Origin of the sequence: Geobacillus sp. 46C-IIa, assembly GCF_014679505.1 — a bacterium.
GTDB lineage: Bacteria > Bacillota > Bacilli > Bacillales > Anoxybacillaceae > Geobacillus.
On record NZ_CP061474.1, the window covers coordinates 668,632 to 687,943 of the forward strand.

At 54.7% G+C, this 19,312-nt stretch carries 18 protein-coding genes; all 18 read left to right on the plus strand.

What is annotated here, in order from left to right:
- Nucleotides 1-23: 23 nt before the first annotated feature.
- The gene (polX, locus tag IC803_RS03420; RefSeq protein WP_081208628.1) at nt 24-1,751 is read left to right on the plus strand and encodes a DNA polymerase/3'-5' exonuclease PolX; all 1,728 of its coding nucleotides are present in this window, start codon (nt 24-26) and stop codon (nt 1,749-1,751) included.
- A gap of 21 nt (nt 1,752-1,772) precedes the next feature.
- On the plus strand, nt 1,773-4,127 hold the full coding sequence (locus tag IC803_RS03425; protein WP_190304260.1) for an endonuclease MutS2: 2,355 nt from the start codon (nt 1,773-1,775) through the stop codon (nt 4,125-4,127).
- Nucleotides 4,128-4,142: 15 nt separating this feature from the next.
- Entirely contained in the window at nt 4,143-4,550 is a 408-nt protein-coding gene (locus tag IC803_RS03430) for a DUF350 domain-containing protein (protein ID WP_081208624.1), read from the plus strand.
- A gap of 14 nt (nt 4,551-4,564) precedes the next feature.
- Nucleotides 4,565-4,729 carry a hypothetical protein gene (locus IC803_RS03435; protein ID WP_190304261.1) on the plus strand — a complete coding sequence of 55 codons (165 nt, stop codon included), beginning with the start codon at nt 4,565-4,567 and terminating at the stop codon, nt 4,727-4,729.
- Nucleotides 4,730-4,810: 81 nt separating this feature from the next.
- Nucleotides 4,811-6,511, plus strand: coding sequence for a long-chain-fatty-acid--CoA ligase (locus tag IC803_RS03440; protein WP_081208622.1), 1,701 nt, complete (start codon nt 4,811-4,813; stop codon nt 6,509-6,511).
- A 60-nt stretch (nt 6,512-6,571) separates the two neighbouring features.
- Nucleotides 6,572-7,159 carry a fatty acid metabolism transcriptional regulator FadR gene (locus IC803_RS03445; RefSeq protein ID WP_081208620.1) on the plus strand — a complete coding sequence of 196 codons (588 nt, stop codon included), beginning with the start codon at nt 6,572-6,574 and terminating at the stop codon, nt 7,157-7,159.
- A 26-nt stretch (nt 7,160-7,185) separates the two neighbouring features.
- Nucleotides 7,186-7,959, plus strand: coding sequence for an enoyl-CoA hydratase (locus tag IC803_RS03450; protein ID WP_081208618.1), 774 nt, complete (start codon nt 7,186-7,188; stop codon nt 7,957-7,959).
- Between the two features lie 65 nt (nt 7,960-8,024).
- Nucleotides 8,025-8,801, plus strand: coding sequence for an electron transfer flavoprotein subunit beta/FixA family protein (locus tag IC803_RS03455; protein ID WP_081208616.1), 777 nt, complete (start codon nt 8,025-8,027; stop codon nt 8,799-8,801).
- A 75-nt stretch (nt 8,802-8,876) separates the two neighbouring features.
- Complete coding sequence (locus tag IC803_RS03460) at nt 8,877-9,854, plus strand: electron transfer flavoprotein subunit alpha/FixB family protein (RefSeq protein WP_081208614.1); 978 nt, start codon at nt 8,877-8,879, stop codon at nt 9,852-9,854.
- A gap of 152 nt (nt 9,855-10,006) precedes the next feature.
- Entirely contained in the window at nt 10,007-10,321 is a 315-nt protein-coding gene (gene trxA / locus IC803_RS03465; protein ID WP_081208612.1) for a thioredoxin, read from the plus strand.
- Between the two features lie 184 nt (nt 10,322-10,505).
- Complete coding sequence (locus IC803_RS03470; RefSeq protein WP_081208610.1) at nt 10,506-11,711, plus strand: hypothetical protein; 1,206 nt, start codon at nt 10,506-10,508, stop codon at nt 11,709-11,711.
- A 210-nt stretch (nt 11,712-11,921) separates the two neighbouring features.
- Complete coding sequence (locus tag IC803_RS03475) at nt 11,922-12,866, plus strand: NAD-dependent epimerase/dehydratase family protein (RefSeq protein WP_081208608.1); 945 nt, start codon at nt 11,922-11,924, stop codon at nt 12,864-12,866.
- Nucleotides 12,856-13,788 carry a lysylphosphatidylglycerol synthase transmembrane domain-containing protein gene (locus IC803_RS03480; RefSeq protein WP_081208606.1) on the plus strand — a complete coding sequence of 311 codons (933 nt, stop codon included), beginning with the start codon at nt 12,856-12,858 and terminating at the stop codon, nt 13,786-13,788. Before IC803_RS03475 ends, IC803_RS03480 begins: the two co-directional genes overlap by 11 nt.
- Complete coding sequence (locus tag IC803_RS03485) at nt 13,785-15,284, plus strand: alkaline phosphatase family protein (protein WP_081208604.1); 1,500 nt, start codon at nt 13,785-13,787, stop codon at nt 15,282-15,284. Before IC803_RS03480 ends, IC803_RS03485 begins: the two co-directional genes overlap by 4 nt.
- Nucleotides 15,241-16,002, plus strand: coding sequence for a glycosyltransferase family 2 protein (locus IC803_RS03490; protein WP_081208602.1), 762 nt, complete (start codon nt 15,241-15,243; stop codon nt 16,000-16,002). The genes IC803_RS03485 and IC803_RS03490 overlap by 44 nt, the downstream gene beginning before the upstream one ends.
- Nucleotides 16,003-16,099: 97 nt before the next feature.
- A complete protein-coding gene (locus IC803_RS03495; protein WP_081208600.1) occupies nt 16,100-16,861 on the plus strand; it encodes a hypothetical protein in 762 nt (253 codons plus the stop codon).
- Nucleotides 16,862-16,887: 26 nt separating this feature from the next.
- On the plus strand, nt 16,888-17,817 hold the full coding sequence (locus IC803_RS03500; RefSeq protein ID WP_081208598.1) for an FTR1 family iron permease: 930 nt from the start codon (nt 16,888-16,890) through the stop codon (nt 17,815-17,817).
- A gap of 46 nt (nt 17,818-17,863) precedes the next feature.
- On the plus strand, nt 17,864-19,300 hold the full coding sequence (locus IC803_RS03505; protein WP_081208652.1) for a nucleoporin-interacting protein: 1,437 nt from the start codon (nt 17,864-17,866) through the stop codon (nt 19,298-19,300).
- Nucleotides 19,301-19,312: the final 12 nt, after the last annotated feature.

A 19,312-nucleotide genomic window follows, 5' to 3' on the forward strand; every position in this document is an offset into this window, starting at 1 on the left:
TTTGGGAAAGGAAGGGGACGAGAATGAACGTCCATAAAAAAGAAGTCATCCGCCTGCTCGAAACGATCGCCTTGTATATGGAGATCAAAGGGGAGAACCCGTTTAAAGTGACGGCGTTTCGCAAAGCGGCGAACGCCTTGGAAGCGGACGAACGAAGCTTGTCGGAAATCGGCGATTTCACCGCCATTCCCGGCATCGGCAAAAGCACGGCAGCGATCATCACCGAGTTTGTCGAAACCGGCTCATCGTCGGTGCTCGAGGAATTAAAGCGCGACATTCCGGAAACGCTGCTTGCCTTGCTTAAGATCCCGGGGCTTGGCGGCAAAAAAATCGCCAAGCTGCATCAAGAGCTTGGCATTGCCAATATGAACGGATTGAAGGAAGCGTGCCTTGCGGGAAAGGTACGAGAGCTTCCCGGCTTCGGCGCGAAAACAGAAGAAAAGCTGCTGGCGGCGATGGAGGAAGCAGGCAAACGCCCCGAGCGGCTGCCGCTTGCCTGGGTGTTGCCGATGGCGGCCGATATCGAGCGCCAGCTTGCCGAAATGGATGGGGTGATCCGTTTTTCACGGGCCGGCAGTTTGCGGCGTTTGAAGGAAACGGTGAAAGATTTGGATTATGTCATCGCTACCGATCGCCCGTCCGAAGTGCGCGAAGCGCTCCTTCGTCTTTCGCGCATCCGCGAGGTGATCGCCGCCGGAGAAACGAAAGTGTCGCTTCTTTTTCAATACGAGTATGAAGTGGCGGCTGATTTTCGGCTCGTCAGCACGGCCGAGTTTGCGACCGCGCTTCACCATTTTACCGGATCGAAAGAGCATAATGTGCGCATGCGTCAGCTTGCCAAAGAGCGCAGGGAAAAAATTAGCGAATACGGCGTCGAAGACCAAACGACAGGGGATGTGAAAACATTTCCTGATGAACCGGCGTTTTACGCCCACTTCGGGCTGCCGTACATTCCGCCTGAACTGCGCGAAGACGGTGCGGAAGTCGAGCGGTATTCTTCTGATTATCCACTTGTCCATCTTGACGATATCCGAGGCGATTTGCATATGCATTCGGCGTGGAGCGACGGGGCGTGTTCGCTCGAGGAGCTCGTTGAGGCGTGTCGCCGCCGCGGCTACCGGTATATCGCCATTACCGACCATTCGCAATATTTGAAAGTCGCCAACGGTTTGACGCCGGACCGGCTGCGGCACCAGCGCGAGGAAATTGAACGGCTGAACGCGCGCTATTCCGATTTTACGATCTTAGCCGGCATCGAGATGGATATTTTGCCTGATGGGACGCTCGATTACGATGATGACGTGCTCAAGGAGCTCGATTTTGTCATCGCTGCCATTCACTCTGCGTTCAAACAGCCGCGCGAGACGGTGATGAAGCGGCTCGAGACGGCGCTTTTCCACCCGTATGTCGATGTCATCGCCCATCCGACCGGCCGGCTGATCGGGCAGCGCGACGGCTATGACGTCGATATCGAGCGGCTGATCGAGCTGGCGGCGAAGACGAAAACGGTGCTTGAGCTCAATGCCAACCCGAACCGGCTCGATTTGTCGGCTGCTTATGTGAAAAAAGTGGAGGAAGCGGGGGCGTACATCGCCATCAACACGGACGCTCACCATTTGGACATGCTTGATGATATGGCGATTGGTGTGGCGACGGCAAGGAAAGGCTGGATCAAAAAAGAGACGGTCATCAACACATGGCCGCTTGAGAAACTGCAACAGTTTTTGCGCGACAAACGAAGCCAAACATGATGAGGCATGGAGGTCAAACAAGTGCAACAAAAAATGCTTCGCATTTTGGAATTTGACAAAGTGAAAGAGCAGTTGGCCGAGCATGCGTCATCCGCGCTCGGTTTAGAGAAAATCACCGCCCTTGTTCCGTCGCCCGACTTGGACGAAGTGGCGGTTTGGCTCGAAGAAACGGATGAAGCGGCCGCGGTGTTGCGGCTGCGCGGCTATGTGCCGCTTGATGGGGTCGTCAACATCCGTCCGCATTTGAAACGGGCGGCGATCGGCGGCATGTTAAGTCCGCTTGAGCTGCTCGAGGTGGCGGCGACGGCCGCGGCGAGCCGGCAAATGAAGCGGTTAATTGCCGACTTGCAGGAAGAGCATGGCAGGCTTGTGCGGCTTGCTGGCTATGCCGATGAGCTTGCCGAAGTGCCGGCGCTGGAAGAGGACATCCGCCGCTCCATCGATGATCATGGCGAGGTGTTGGACGCAGCGAGCGACCGCCTTCGTTCGCTCCGGGGGCAAATCCGGGCGGCCGAAGCGCGCATCCGCGAAAAACTGGAAGGCATTATCCGCTCGCCATCGGCGCAAAAGCGGCTGTCGGATGCGATCATTACGATCCGCAACGATCGGTACGTCATCCCAGTCAAGCAGGAATATCGCGGCGCTTATGGCGGCATCGTTCATGACCAGTCGGCGTCCGGGGCGACGCTGTTTATCGAGCCGCAGGCGGTTGTCGAGCTGAATAACGCGTTGCGCGAGGCGCGGGCGAAAGAAAAGCAAGAAATCGAACGCATTTTGCGTGAGCTCTCAGCCAAAGTGGCCGAACAGGCCGAACCGCTCGAGCGGGCGGTTGCGGCGCTCGCTCATTTGGACTTCTTGTTTGCCAAAGCGAAATACGCGCGCCGGCTGCAGGCGGCCAAACCGGCAGTTAACAACCGCGGTTACCTCCGCTTTTTGCAGGCGCGCCACCCGCTGCTCGACCAAGACAAAGCGGTGCCAAACGACATTGTATTGGGCGGTGATTATACGACAATTGTCATCACTGGGCCGAACACTGGCGGAAAAACGGTGACGTTAAAAACGGTTGGCCTGTTGACGTTAATGGCGCAAGCCGGGCTGTTTATCCCGGCGGCGGACGGGTCGGAAGCCGCGGTGTTCCGCGCAGTGTACGCGGATATCGGCGATGAGCAGTCGATCGAACAAAGCTTGAGCACGTTCTCGTCCCATATGGTCAATATCGTCGACATTTTGCGCCACGTTGATGAGGAAAGCCTTGTGCTCTTTGATGAGCTCGGAGCGGGCACCGACCCGCAAGAGGGGGCGGCGCTGGCCATCGCTATTTTGGACGAGGTGCACGGGCGCGGGGCGCGGACGGTGGCGACGACGCATTATCCGGAGTTGAAAGCGTACGGCTACAACCGCCCCGGGGTGGTGAATGCCAGCGTCGAGTTTGACACCGAAACGCTCCGTCCGACGTATAAATTGTTGATCGGCATCCCCGGCCGCAGCAACGCCTTTGACATCTCGCGCCGCTTAGGGCTCGATGAGCGGATCATCGAGCGGGCGAAGGCGCAAGTGAGTGCTGAAACCCATAACGTGGAAAACATGATCGCTTCGCTCGAGCGAAGCAAAAAGCAAGCCGAGGAAGATGAGGCGCGGGCGCGCGCGGCGCTTGAGGAAGCCAAGCGGCTGCGTGCCGAGTGGGAACAGAAACTCGAAGAGCTGGAAGACGAAAAAGCAGAGCAGCTCGCCGAGGCGGCGCAAAAGGCGGCCGACATCATCCGCGCCGCCGAGCGCGAGGCCGAGCGGACCATCCACGAGCTGCGCCGCCTGCAAAAAGAAAAGCAGGCGGAAGTGAAAGAGCACGAGCTTATCGCTGCGAAACAGCGGCTCGCTGCTGCTATGCCGACGGTGGAAAAACGGAAAAAGGCGAAAAAAGCAGCGGCACGCCATGCGTTCCAGCCGGGTGATGAAGTAAAAGTGACGAGCTTAAACCAAAAAGGGTATTTGATTGAAAAAGTGTCAGAGGACGAATGGCAAGTGCAGCTCGGCATTTTGAAAATGAAAATTCGCGAGCGCGACTTGGAGTATATCGGCAGCGCGCCGGCCAAGGAAGTGACGCCGATTGCGACTGTGAAAGGCAAGGACGCCCATGTGAGCCTCGAGCTCGACTTGCGCGGCGAGCGTTATGAAGATGCCCTCGTGCGGCTGGAAAAATATATCGATGACGCTGTACTTGCCGGCTATCCGCGCGTCTCGATCATCCACGGCAAAGGAACAGGTGCGCTTCGCCAAGGAGTGCAGCAGTTTTTAAAACAGCACCGGGCGGTAAAGAGCTTCCGGTTCGGCGCGGCGAATGAAGGCGGCACCGGGGTGACGGTCGTCGAACTGAAATGATAAGGGGAGAGAGCAATGACGCCGTTTTGGGAGCATGACATGGTGAGAACGGCGGCCAATTTCAGCGTCGCGGTGTTGTGCATCGTCGTATTTTTGGCCCTGTTTGAGCTGGTGACGAAATACAAAAACTGGGAGGAAATCCGCAACGGTAATGTGGCGGTGGCGATGGCGACAGGCGGAAAGATTTTTGGCATCGCCAACATTTTCCGCTATGCGCTTGACCGCCATGAGTCGCTGTTATCGATGGTCGGCTGGGGTGTATATGGGTTTTTGCTTTTATTGGCGGCATACTTTATTTACGAGTTTTTGACGCCGAAGTTCAATATTGATGAGGAAATCGCCAACGACAACCGGGCGGTCGGCTTTATTTCGATGGTCATTTCCGTCGGTTTGTCGTTTGTGATCGGCGAAGGCATTCAGTAAAGGGGAACAAAGCGATGGACGCAGTAGTGAAAGGGCTGTTGATCATCGTCGGTCTACTGTTGGTCGCCGGCATTGTTTATATGGCGGTGCGCAACAGATCGATGGATGTGTTGGCGAAAATTTTGTTTGTCGTCTGTGCCTGTTTTCTTTTGACGGGGTTGATGTATTGGTTTTGGTGACGCTGGACATAGTTCCAGCGTTGTTTTTTGTGATGAAAAATTTAGAATAATAGAATAAAATAAGAGCAAGGAGGGATTGTGATGGAAAAGCGATGGCTTGCTCATTATCCACCGGAAATCCCACACCGGTTGGAGTATCCAAAGAAAACGCTTCCCGACTATTTGCGGGAAACGGCGGAGCAATTTGGCGAAAAGGTAGCGATTGATTTTTTAGGAAAGACGGTGACGTTTCGTGAACTGTATGAACAGGCGCTGACGTTTGCCCACTATTTGCGGAGGCTGGGTGTCAAGGAGGGCGATCGCGTGGCGGTGATGCTGCCGAATTGCCCGCAGGCGGTCATCAGCTATTATGGGACGCTTATGGCTGGCGGCATCGTGGTGCAGACAAACCCGCTGTACACCGAGTATGAGCTTGAATACCAACTCAACGACAGCGGCGCCTCGGTGCTTGTGACCATGGATATCTTGTATCCAAAGACGGAACGATTAAAAGGGAGAACACCGGTCAAACATTGGATTGTCACGAGAATGCAAGAGTATTTGCCCACGGTGAAGAAATGGCTGTATCCGCTTGTGCAGTGGAAGCAAAACATGCCCATCGTCCGCATCGAGGAAAGCGAAACCGTTCATTTGTTCCGGCTGATCATCAGTCGGAAGGAGAGGGCGCCGATCGGGGTGGACATCGATCCGGTGGAAGATGTGGCGCTGCTGCAGTACACAGGCGGAACGACCGGCCAGCCGAAAGCGGCCATGCTGACGCACCACAATTTGATCGCGAATACATTGATGTGCGCTCATTGGGTGTATAAGTGCGAGAAAGGAAAAGAAACGGTGCTTGGCATCTTGCCGTTTTTCCATGTATACGGGATGACGACGGTAATGAATTTGGCCATCATGCAAGCGAGCAAAATGGTGCTGCTGCCGCGATTTGACGTGAAACAAACGTTAAAAGCGATTGAGCGCACGCGGCCGACGATGTTTCCAGGCGCGCCGACGATATACATCGCGCTGTTAAATGACCCCGATTTGCCGAAATATGATTTGTCATCGATCAAGGTGTGCATTAGCGGTTCGGCTCCGCTGCCGATCGAAGTGCAAGAGCGGTTTGAGCGGGCGACCGGCGGAAAATTGATTGAAGGATATGGCCTCACAGAAGCGTCGCCTGTCACTCACAGCAACTTCCTTTGGGATGGCGAACGGGTGAAAGGAAGCATCGGCGTGCCTTGGCCGGATACGGAAGCGAAAATCATTTCATTGGAAACAGGAGAGGAGGCAAAGCCGGGCGAGCCGGGGGAACTCATCGTGCGCGGCCCGCAAGTGATGAAAGGCTACTGGAACCGGCCGGAAGAGACCGAGCAAGTGCTGCGCGATGGCTGGCTGTATACCGGGGATATCGGCTACATGGATGAGCGCGGCTATTTTTATATTGTCGACCGGAAAAAAGATGTGATTATCGCCGGCGGTTACAACATTTATCCGCGCGAAGTCGAAGAAGTGCTGTACGAACACCCGAAAGTGCAAGAAGCGGCTGTCATCGGCGTTCCCGACCCGTACCGCGGTGAGACGGTAAAAGCGTTCATCGTCTTGAAACCAGGGGAGGAGTGCAGTGAACAAGAGATTGATGCTTTTATGCGCGAGCGGCTCGCAGCTTATAAAGTGCCGCGTCTGTACGAGTTTCGAAGCGAGCTGCCGAAAACTGCGGTTGGGAAAATTTTGCGCCGGGCGCTCGTTGAAGAAGAGAAAAAGAAGCTTGACAAATCGTCAGAACGATCCGTAAAATAAAAACATGAATGATGATTCATTCATTTGATGACTGGTGATGAAGAAAAGGAGAATCTAGGGTTGCGCAGAGAAAAACCGAAATTTAAACAAATTATTGATGCGGCCGTCGTCGTCATCGCTGAACATGGCTATCATCAGGCGCAAGTGTCAAAAATCGCTAGGCAAGCCGGTGTCGCCGACGGCACGATCTACCTTTATTTTAAAAACAAAGAAGATATTTTAATCTCGCTTTTTCAAGAAAAAATGGGGGCGTTTATCGAGAAAATCGAGCAAGAAATAGAAGGAATTCAGAGCCCGCTAGAGAAATTGTATATATTGGTGAGAACTCATTTTTCCGCCCTGGCTGATGATCCGCATATGGCGGTCGTGACGCAGTTGGAGCTGCGCCAGTCGAACAAAGAGCTGCGGCAACGCATCAATGAGGTGCTGAAAGGATATTTGCGCCTCATCGACAGCATCATCATCGAGGGAATGGAAAAAGGGGAATTCCGCAATGATCTAGACGTCCGGCTCACCCGGCAAATGATTTTCGGCACGATCGACGAGACGGTGACGACATGGGTCATGAACGAGCAAAAATATGACCTAGCTGCGCTCGCCGAACCGGTGTACGAACTGCTCATCAAAGGGTGCGCCGCTGGGCGTTGACGGAAGGCAGAAAGGGGAGAGGCTTCATGGAGTATTTTCGTCTGGCGAAAGAGGAATTCGTCGCTGTCGTGACGTTTTCGCGGCCGCCGGCGAACGCTCTTTCATCCGCTGTTTTGAAAGAGCTTTCAAATGTCTTGGATGAGCTTGAGACCGACCCGGGCGTACGTGCCGTGCTGCTGCATGGCGAAGGCCGGTTTTTCTCGGCCGGTGCGGATATTAAAGAATTTACGTCCGTCGCTTCCGCGGAGGAAGCGTCCGCCTTGTCGCGCAACGGCCAGCTCGTTGCGGAACGGATTGAGCGGTTTTCCAAGCCGGTGATCGCTGCGATTCATGGCGCTGCATTGGGAGGGGGGCTCGAGCTGGCGATGAGCTGCCATATTCGCCTGGTGGCGGAAAATGCGAAGCTTGGCCTGCCCGAGCTGCAGCTCGGCATCATCCCAGGGTTTGCCGGCACGCAGCGTCTTGTGCGCTACGTTGGGTTCGGCAAGGCGGCGGAAATGATGTGGACAGGCGAGCCGATCACCGGCGCAGAGGCCGTGCAGTGGGGGTTGGCCAATAAGGCGGTGCCGGAAGAGCGGCTTCTTGAGGAAGCAAGACAGCTGGCGCACAAAATTGCCGCCAAAAGCCCGCTTTCCGTTCGCGCTACGATTGAGCTGCTCAATGCGGCGAAAGAAAAGTCGTTTGCCGAGGCGGTGCGCGACGAAGCAGAATGGTTTGGCCGCGTGTTTGTTTCCGAAGATGGGAGAGAAGGCGTGCAGGCGTTTTTGGAAAAACGTCCCCCCGTCTTTCAAGGGAAATAATCGCTATAAATATCGGAATCTTGGCAACTGAAATAATGTTGGATCAAACTGAGGAGGGGAATGACATGAACATTTTTGTTTTGATGAAACGCACGTTCGACACCGAGGAGAAAATCACCATCAAGAACGGCAAGATCAATGAGGAAGGTGCTGAATTCATCATCAACCCGTACGATGAATACGCCATCGAAGAGGCGATCCAAGTGCGCGACAAACATGGCGGCGAAGTGACGGTCGTCACCGTCGGCAGCGAGGAAGCGGAAAAAGAGCTGCGCACAGCGCTCGCTATGGGCTGCGACAAAGCGGTGCTCATCAACATTGACGACGATGTCGAAGAGCAAGACCAATATACGACCGCGAAAGTGCTCGCGGAATATTTAAAAGATAAAAATCCGGATTTGATTTTGGCCGGCAATGTGGCCATTGACGGCGGATCGGGGCAAGTCGGCCCGCGCGTGGCCGAATTGCTCGGCATCCCATACGTGACGACGATTACGAAGCTTGACATTGCCGATGGCAAAAAAGTGACCGTTGTGCGCGACGTCGAGGGGGATGAGGAAGTGATCGAAACGTCGCTGCCGCTCCTTGTCACCGCCCAACAAGGGCTGAATGAGCCGCGTTACCCGTCGCTGCCAGGCATTATGAAAGCGAAAAAGAAACCGCTTGATGAGCTTGAGCTCGATGACTTGGATCTTGACGAGGACGATGTCGAGGCGAAAACAAAAACGATTGAAGTGTTCTTGCCGCCGAAGCGGGAAGAAGGGAAAATTTTACAAGGAGAGATTGCTGATCAAGTCAAAGAGCTTGTCGGGCTGCTCCGCTCCGAAGCGAAAGTCGTTTGAAACGGCAGGCGGTGCGGTTGTCGACGCTCTCTAACGGACGGAAACCATGAACAATAAGGGTAGGGGGACTGAAACATGGCACGCAAAGTATTAACATTGGCAGAAGTTCGCGACGGATCGCTGCGCAATGTTTCGTTTGAAGCGATCGCAGCGGCCAAAACGATCGCTGAAGGCGGGGAAGTTGTGGCGGCGCTCGTCGGCGATCAAGTGCAAGCGCATGCAAATGAGTTGATTTTCCGCGGGGCGGATCGCGTTGTTGTCGTTGAGCATCCAAACTTGAAATTTTATACGTCCGACGGCTATTCGCAAGCGATAAAAGCGGTGATCGACAAAGAAGAGCCGGAAGCCGTCGTCTTTGGCCATACAGCGCTCGGCAAAGACTTGTCGCCAAAGCTGGCCGTGAAGCTTGACGCCGGCCTTGTTTCCGACGTGGTGGCGGTCGAAGAGGCGGGCGGCAACATTGTGTTCACGCGCCCGATCTACTCCGGCAAAGCGTTTGAAAAGAAAATCGTCACTGACGGCATTATTTTTGCGACGGTGCGCCCGAACAACATCGCGCCGCTTGATCGCGATGAATCGCGTTCCGGAAGCGTTGAATCGCTGGCGGTCGAGATTAAAGATTTGCGCGCGATCGTCAAAGAAGTCGTCCGCAAAACGGCGGAAGGCGTCGACTTGACGGAAGCGAAAGTGATTGTCGCCGGAGGCCGCGGCGTGAAAAGCGCCGAAGGATTCCAACCGCTCAAAGAACTGGCGGAAGTATTGGGCGGCGCGGTCGGCGCGTCGCGCGGGGCGTGCGATGCCGGCTATTGCGACTATTCGCTGCAAATTGGACAAACCGGGAAAGTCGTGACGCCAGACCTTTACATCGCCTGCGGCATCTCGGGCGCCATCCAGCACTTGGCGGGCATGTCGAACTCGAAAGTGATCGTCGCCATTAACAAAGACCCGGAAGCGAACATTTTCAAAGTGGCGGATTACGGCATTGTCGGTGATTTGTTCGAAGTCGTTCCGCTTCTGACCGAAGAATTCAAAAAGTTGAAAGTGCATTCGTAATGAATAACACGGGCGGCTGTAGCCGTCCGTTTTTTGACGGATAAATTCCGAGGCAAAAGCGAATAGTAGAAACGAGGCAAAATATTCGCGTCGTTTCAAATTTCCATGGTATACTTTGCTTGCAGCATTCTAGCATATGGGAGGGAATTCGCATGGCCATTATCAATGCGACAGACCAAACGTTCGCCGCAGAAACGAAAGACGGCGTCACGCTCGTTGACTTTTGGGCGCCATGGTGCGGCCCGTGCCGCATGATCGCTCCGGTGCTTGAGGAGCTTGATCAAGAAATGGGTGACAAAGTGAAAATCGTCAAAGTGAATGTTGATGAAAACCAAGAAACAGCCTCAAGGTTCGGCGTTATGAGCATCCCGACGCTGCTCGTGTTCAAAAACGGCGAGCTCGTCGATAAAGCGATTGGCTATCAACCGAAAGAAGCGCTTGTGCAGCTTGTCGGCAAACATGTGTAACTTGGCGGAAGATCCACGGTTCGATGAACGTGGATCTTTTTATTGGCGTGGCGTTCGTTTCATCACACGGAGCGAGATGAAACGCGCCCCGTTTTGGCAAATAATTATTGACAGTGAAAATCATTATCTATTATAATAAATTGCGTTAATGAAAATCATTATCAAAATAGCGGGGGGATACATAATGTCTTGGAAATGGAAGTGGATGGCCGTGTTCACGGCCGCGGCGTTGGCGCTTGCCGCATGCGGCCAAAGCGAACAGACGGCGGGGACAGAAAAAGAAAACAGCAATCAAACGGCCGTAGAGAAACAAGAAGAGTCGAAAACGGAGACGAAAACGGAAGAAGAAAGCGAACAGGCGGAAGTGGATTACGCCGGTGCGTTCAGCGAAGCATTGGCGGAGCTTGAGAAAGCGAAGCAAGGCGGGGCGGTTGACTTCGGCAAGGTGGAGAGCATCTACAAAGAAAAGCTGCAGCCGCTTGTGCAAAAACGCGACGCGGAATTTGAAGATACGCTTGACCAACATATTACCAACGCACTGACGGCCGGAAAAGACGGGTCGCTTGAGCCGATGGTCGTCAAGCAAATTTTTGATAAGCTGATGCAAAAAGTGTTTTACACGACGATCAAACACGAGTTTACCGAAGCGGAAGAACATTGGGCCAATAAAGAGGAAGTGAAGGAAGAGATCGAGGAAGCAAAAGCATTTTACGCGATTTTGCAGCCGACGGTGGAAAAGCGCGATGCGGCTTATGGAACGAAGTTAGTTGACGCGATCAGCGGCGCGTTCGCGCAAATGGAGCAAGCGGTCCAAAACGACGATGCGCTGGCATTCGCCCTCGGCAAGCAAGTCGTCGATAAAACGTTGATGAAAACATTCTACTTAGCGAGCGGAGCGCTGCCGCACGGCTACGCGGCAAAGGCAGCGGCTGCGGCGAAAGAAAGTGACGAAGAGGCAAAAGTGAAGCAGGCGGAAGGCTGGGCGTTTTATCAGTCCGTCTATCCATATATGAAACGGCATGCGGCCGAGGAAGCCGACTATATTTTGAAACAGTTCGACTTGCAGACGGACGTCAAAACGCTCGATCCGAAAGCAGTGAACCGTGCGTTCGTGCGCGGATGGGCGAAAGTGGCCCTTCACGAATATGAAGAAAGCCAAGAAAATTGGGGGCAAGACAAGTCGGTGATCACCGCTTTAGAAGGTGCGCTTTTTATTAACATGATGGAAAATGATATCAAAACGTTGCTCGGCAATGAGGCCTATAACACCTTGAACGACCAGGCGACACGCTACTTAGAAGCGGCGAAGGCGAAAAATAAAGCCGAGGGCGACAAATGGCTGCCGCAAATTGAAGCCGCGCTGCAGCAAGTGATTGAAAAGGCGAAATAATCGCCGACAAGGGTGTCCGCAGGGCGCCCTTTTTTCGCAAGCGCCAGCCGCACTTGATGGCGCCTGTGTCCTAAAACTAGTCTGCCCAGCTGGCTCAGCTGCCTGTCTAGATAGATGGAAACATTTAGTTTCCATCCGTGGCTCGCGACGTTCACCGGCCGCTATGATAAGATGCTAATAGACAGGGAATTTCATAATGGGGTGAAGCTTATGAAAGTGGTTGTGACCGGGGGAGCGGGATTTATCGGCAGCCATCTCGCTGCCTATTTGAGCGGTCAAGGATACGAGGTGGCAGCCATTGATTGTTTTCATCCGTACTATCCCACCGAACGGAAAGAACGGCAGTTTCAGGCGCTTACCGGCGGCCGGGTGCCGCTTGTCCGCTTGGACTTGCTTGATGGGGAACAGACAAAGCAGTGGTTTGCGCAGTTTCGTCCCGATGTCGTCTACCACTTGGCGGCGCTGCCGGGGGTGCCGTATTCGCTTGAGCAGCCACTCACCTATATTGACTACGATATTAAGGCAACGGTGAACGTCTTGGCGGCGGCCGGGGAAGCCGAGGCCCGCCACGTGTTGTTCGCTTCGTCCTCATCCGTGTATGGCGATCGCGGCAATGTGCCGCTTAAGGAAGAAATGGCTGATGGGCGCGTCGTTTCGCCGTATGCGGCCGCAAAATACGGGGCAGAGTCGTTTTGCCATGCATACGCTCACCTCCACGGCTACAAAATGACCATTTTTCGCTATTTTACTGTTTATGGTCCGTGGGGGCGGCCGGATATGGCCATCGGCGCGTTTCTCCGCCGGCTGATGAACGGCGAGGAGATCACGGTATATGGTTCTGGGACGGCGCGCGATTATACGTACATCGATGATATTGTCGCCGGCATGGTGGCGGCGCTTGGACGCAGCGGCAGCCAAAGCGAGGTGTTTAACTTGGGCGCAGGGACGCCGGTCACGATGGAACAGCTGCTTGTCGAGCTGCGTAGGCATTTCCCGGATATGAAGGTCGTGCGTGCACCGGAACGGAAAGGCGATGTCAAAGCGACGTGGGCGGACATTACGAAGGCGAAGCGGGCGTTTGGCTACGAGCCGAAGGTGCCGTTTTTCGAAGGATTGGCCCGGACGGTGGCGTGGGCGCGCGAACATGAGCGGTAAGCTGGCTGCCAAGGTGGTGTTGCGGACGGCCGGCGCGGCGCTGCTGTTCATTTTTGCCTGGCTGACGTACCGCTATTTTGACACCCGGCTGCTGCTTTGGCATCTGGCCGAACTGGTCCGCCATCCAGCGGACCTAGCTGCGGCCGCTTTTGTGTATGGCATGTCATTTTGGCTGCGGGCGTGGGCGTGGAAGCAGTATGTCGGGAAACCGATTGCTTTCTCTGTCTATTGGCGCGCGGTGCTGCTCAGTTTGTTCATCAATCATCTTGTGCCTGTGAAAATCGGCGATGCGGCCCGCGTCGCTGTGCTCGCCCGCCAGCCTGGCATTTCGGCCGGCGCGGCGGGCGAGTCGGTCGCGGTCATGCGATTGTTGGACATGGCTGTGTTAGGCAGCTTCGCCGCCGTTGGGATGTATGTGTATATGCATCGGATTCCTGGTGTTCCGCTGTTGGCGGCGCTCGCTGCGGCCGGCCTCGTACTCGCTCTTGCCGTGTTCCGCCGCCCGCTCCGTATGGAACGGTTATGGCGGCGATGGCGGATGGCGTTTCGCGGCTGGCGCGGCGTGTTGATCGCGGCGGCGGTGGCGGCGAGCTGGCTGTGCGAGGCAGCGGTTATCGGGACGATCGCCCGGACAGCCGGCATGCCGCTTTCCTTTTGGCAGGCGGTATGGGTCAACAGTGCAACCGTCTCCGGTCAAATTGCCCAAATCGCTCCTGGCGGAGTAGGAACGTATGAGGCGGTAATGGCGTTTGCGTTAACTGCGCTGGGTGCGCCGGGGAGCGTGGCGTATACGGCGGCCGTGCTTACCCATGCGTTTAAATTTCTGTTTTCATATGCGGCCGGGGCTGTTGTGCTCGTGTTTTGGCGGTCCGACTGGCAGGCGGTGCGAAACGTATGGAGAAAGGAAAGGGAGAGGCGATGAAAGAAGCATCACGGTTTGAAAAAGTCGCGGCGCGCTGCTGGAACTTGTTGAATGAAGGAAAACCGTTCACGCCGATTTTTGTCGCCGGAACGATGGCCATCTATCATGCTGCTGACCTCACTCAAGGTCATGCATCGGTTTGGCTGCTCGGCCTAGCGGTGGCGCTGCCGCTGTTTGTCGTCTACTATGTATACGATTACCCGCTGTTTTTGCGCAATTATTTATGGATTCCGTATATGGCATTTCTCATCATTTGGTCATTTGCTGATGTGATCTTGCTGCTTTTGGCGTCCGGGCTCTATTTTTTCTTTACTGTCTTTTTTTGGGGGACGCTGTATTACCATTTGCGCATCGGCACGTCATGGTGGAATTTCACCCGCTTTTGGAAGCTCGTGCTAAAAAATAGCGATTCAACGAGCGGCAACGCCCAGGAGCAGTTGCCGAAATGCTTCCTTCTTTTGTCTGTATGGGAATACGCTTGGCGGCAGATCGAACAAGGGGAGTCTTTGGCGCCGCTGTACAGCTCGTTTTGGCTGTTTGCCGCCGGGGTGTGGCTGTTCTCGTGGGTGTTGCACCGGTATTTGTTCGATTGGAAACCGGATGTCATCCCGACGTATACTGACAACGTGCCCGTTCCGTCCGCGCCGGTCAATGATAAAGTATATGTCATCGTCATTGACGGCATGCGCAAAGATCGGTTTGAGGCGGCGAACGCCCCGTTTTTAAAACGGCTACGCGCGCATGGAACGGAATTTGCACAAATGGAAACTGTTTATCCGGCACGTACGGTCGTCTGCTTTACTTCGATGTTCACTGGCACGTACCCGTTTGAGCACGGCATCCGGTCGAATATGGTATGGAAGCTTGGGGCGAAAGTCGAGACGATTTTCGATTCACTCCGCAAAATCGGAAAAACAGGCCGCTTGCTCGGCATCGCCCATTTGGTTGATTCGTTCGGCGCCGATGTGGAAACGGTGACGGCCGTCATGCCGAACGACCTGGCCGACCGTTATATCATCGAGCGGGCGAAACGCATCGTCGAGGAACAAAACCCGGACTTGCTCGTCGTACAGTTGATCGCCACCGACCAAACCGGCCATAGCCGCGGTGTGCTGTATGACGAGTATATCGAAAAAATTGAAGAAGCCGACGCCTTGGTTGCAGAGTTTGTCGGCTGGCTTGAGAAACGCGGCGAGCTTGAGCGCGCGACATTGATCGTCTGCGCCGACCACGGCCAAGCGGATGGCATCGGTGGCCATGGCCATTTGGACGAAGGAGAACGGTATGTGCCGTTTTTTATGTGCGGTCCGGCCATCGAACCGGGAAAGCGGGTCGACGAGAAAACAAGTCTTGTTTCGCTCGCGCCGACGATCGCCTATTTGCTTGGCGCGCCATACCCGAGCCATAGCCGCGGCCCGGTTTTAATCGAAGCGATGCGAAAGGAGGAGAGCGATGAAGAAGCAGCGCGTCATCGTTTTTTTGCCGGCGCACAATGAGGAAGAAGCGATTGGGGACGTGATCCGCCGCATTCCGCGCCACTTTCACCCTGATGTTGAGGTAAGCGTCCTTGTCATTGACGATGGGTCGACGGATCGGACGGCTGAAGTAGCAACAGAAGCGGGGGCCGATTACATTTGCCGCCTGCCGGAAAACCGCGGCCTCGGGGCGGCGGTGCGCCGCGGGTTTGAGGAATGCGTGCGCCGCGGCGCGGACGTCGGTGTCATGATTGATGCTGACAATGAATATCCACCGGAGCAAATTCCCGACATTTTGGCTCCCATTTTTGCCGGTGAAGCTGATTATACGATGGGCTCGCGCTTTCTCGGCACGATTCGCGGCATGAAATGGCACCGCCGCCTCGGCAACTATGCGTTCACTTGGCTGCAGTCGCTGCTTCTTGGCCAGCGCCTTTACGACGGCCAGTCAGGCATGCGCGCCTTTTCACGCCAGGCGATGAAGGAGGCGGAAATTATCCATGATTACAATTATGCCCAAGTGCTGACGCTCAATTTGGTGCGTAAAGGGTTTCGGCTGAAGGAAGTGCCGATCCGCTACCAAGTGCGGACGACCGGACGCTCGTTCATCAAATTCACTGCCTACATGACCGCCGTCATTCCGGCGATATGGAAAGAAATGCGCCGCCCGGTCGGCAAAGTCGCCATCGACCGCGATGCACATGTGCTTTCCCCAGAGCAGGCTCGGCACTGTTCATAAGGCGACTCCCCCTAGCTGCCAGCATGTTTTTGTAAACCGTATTGACAAAGATGATGATAATCATTATCATTAATCTTGACAGGAGGGAGAGGAAAAAATGAGAACGTTCCGCCTCTTTTTTTACATAGCAATGATCGTTATGATCCATCTCATCCCGCTTAAAGCGTTTGCCTACTCGTACGGAAATCCGAATGAAGAAGCGGTCGCCGAAGCTTACAAGCAGATGAAGGAAAAGCTGAACGAACAGCCGCCGAATTTTGCCGCCGCCAAGGAGATTTTTGGAACGGTAAAAGAAGAAATCGACATGCATATGGGATCAGAGCCGTCGGAAGCGGTGCTTGGAGCCATCGAAGACAAAGACCGCCAAGCGGTGACCGAGAATATGGAAAAAATTTTAGTGCTCAATGTCGCCCGCCGCTTAGACAATATTGAGAAAAACTTTGATCAGTACGATACGAGCAAGCGGCTGTTGGCGAAGGCGTTTGCGACGTATGAAGCGCTGTCGCCGGTCCTCCAAGGGAAAGACCCGGCGCTTGACAAACAGTTGCGCACGGAGTTTGACAACGCGCTGCAGTCGCTTGGCAACCCAGGGCTGTTCGGCGTCGGCGAGAAAAAATCGGACATCAATGCGTTTAAGCAAAGCAAAGAGACCATTTTAACCGCGCTACAAAAGCAATTCAGTTTAAAAAGCTTAGAAGTTGGCCATTTTTCGGAAAGCGCGTCGGAAAAGCCGGATGAAGTGCGAAAAAAAGAATGGACGGATTTGTCAGAATCTAAAAACTGGATTCCTCTCATTGTCATCGTTGCGATTATCATTGGCGCTGTCTTGATTTATGTGCGGCGTCGGAAACGGACTTAGTCTACATGTGAAGGGGAGGCGGGGGCATGGAAGTTCAAGCGCTGCTCATTACGTTTCGCGAAGCGCTCGAGGCGTTGCTTATTATCGGGATTATTACGTCGTATTTGAAACGGGTGAACCATCGCGAGTATACGAAATACGTATGGCTTGGCGCCGCCTTGGCGGTGGCCGCCAGCGTTGGTGTCGCCATTTTGTTTCAAGTCGTGTTCACCGGCTTCGCTGCGATGGCAAGTGAAATCTACTTGAAAATCGGCATTATGATCGTCTCAGCGCTGCTGTTGACGCAAATGGTGTTTTGGATGGCTGAACATAGCCAGGACATAAAAAAAAGCGTCGAAGGGAAAATGGATCAGTTCATCACAGCCGGCAATGTCGTCGGGATGGTCGTCCATTCGTTTTTAGTCGTGTTGCGCGAAGGGGTGGAAACCGTCTTTTTCTTCGCCGCCATCACGCACGGCAACATCGGTGCGGCCATACAAGGCTGGGGGGCGGCGACAGGGATCGTCATGGCCGTCTTGGTCAGCTATTTCTTCTTTAAAGGGACGATGCGCATCCCGCTCAAGACGTTTTTTAAGGTGACTGGCGCTTTTATCGTCCTAATTGCTGCCGGTCTGTTCGTGCAAGCCATTTCGATGATGCAAGATATTAACTTGATCGGCAGCGTCATGCCACATGTGTACGATTTGACTTGGCTGCTTCCGGAACACCCGATCGATTATGAGCATTATTTGCGCGACCACGGTGTCGCCCCCATCTTCTCCGGCGAAGTCGGCGTCTTTTTAAAAGCGCTGTTCGGCTACTCGTCGATGCCGTCGCTTGAGGAAATGATCGCCTATATCGGCTACTTTGTCGTGATTTACTTGCTCGTGACGAGCCGCCAAGGCCAAAAGAACAGCAAAGACAAAGAGCACCCGTCGGCCGCGGCGCTTAAGGAAAAGACGAAAAGCATTATGTAAAGATACAAGGCGCTGCGCCTTGTATTTTTTCTTTGGAGGGAATCTCGTGAAACGACTGCTGCACCACCGGCTTTGGCTTTGTTTCAGCATCGGGCTGGCCGCCGTTTTGGCCGGCGCCGGGCTGTATTGGGCAAGCCCGTATGCGGCCACATGGGATGAAGTCGATTTTGCGCTGGCGCTTGAGCGCTACGACTTGTTAAGCATGCAGCCGCATTTTCCCGGCTATCCGTATTTCATTTTAGGCGGCATGGCCGTTCACGCGGTAATCGCCAATCCGGCTAAGGCGCTTTCTGTGTTGAATATTCTCGTTCTATTTTCCGCTGTTTTCCCGCTCGTGTGGCTGCTGCGCCGGCACGTTTCGCCCCCGGCGGCGCTGTTGGCGGCTTTGGCAGTGCTCTCTTCAAGCTACGTTCTCCTCGCCGCCGCCCGGCCGATGTCAGACGGTGCGGCGCTCGGAGTGCTCTGGTGGTACATGTGGGCGGTGGAGCGGGCGCACCGACAGACGACATGGAAGGCGCAGCTTTTGCCAGCTGCTTTATTCAGCGTGCTGATGGGAGTGCGCCTGTCGTATGCTCCATTCGGCGTCGCGCTGTTGTTCCTTTGGCACGAAGACTGGAGCACGCACCGCCGCGTTGGCCGTGTGGCGTTGTCCATTTTGGTGGCTGCGTTGTTTCAATTTATTTGGGTGGCGGCGGTAGCGCGAACGGAGGGAGGCCTTTTCCCGTTTTTCAAGCTCGGCTGGGCGTTTGTCCACGGCCATTTCAGCGATTGGGGAGGAACGGCGGCAGCGAGCCCGCTTCCGTTTTCAGAGCGGGTGCACCGGTTTTTGATCGACAACTTTCTTTGGACCGGCATCGCCTGCCAAAACGCTTGGCTGCTGGCCGCCTATGCGGCAATCGGCGCCATCGCTTGGCGCGCCGGGCAGTTCCGGCCGCCGCGCGCGCTTGTCGTTTCCGCTCTGCTTTATGCCGTCTGGGCGCTATTGGCGCAAAACATCGAAAAGCCACGCCACCTTCTTCCGTTCATCCATTTCGCGCTGTTTTATGTGTGGGGCCGCTTTTTGGCTGCATCCAGGGTATGGGGATTAGCGCTGGCGGCAGCGGTCGTGCTGCTGCAGGCAGCCGTCGGTATCGGCCAGCTGCGCGAGCAAGTGGCGACGCCGCCGGCTGTATACCAGTTGGCGGACGAGTTGCGTGACAAGCCGCGGCCGTTTGTGGTATATACGTGGGAAGAGACGCGCGTGTTCGACTATTTGCATGTGCCGTTTCCGCATAAAGATGTGTTCCATTTTTCCTTCTTTTTGCAAGACAAAGAAAACTACCGCCATGCTACAATTTATATGACCAATCATGTTGTTGACGGGTTTCGCGCCCAAGGAGTCGATGTTTCCCGCCATGTGCGCAAAGTGAAAACATATCGTTCCAGTCTGCTTGCCGATCCGGTGTACGGAACGATTACGCTGTACGAATGGGTCGAGGAATAGGATGGAGTGATG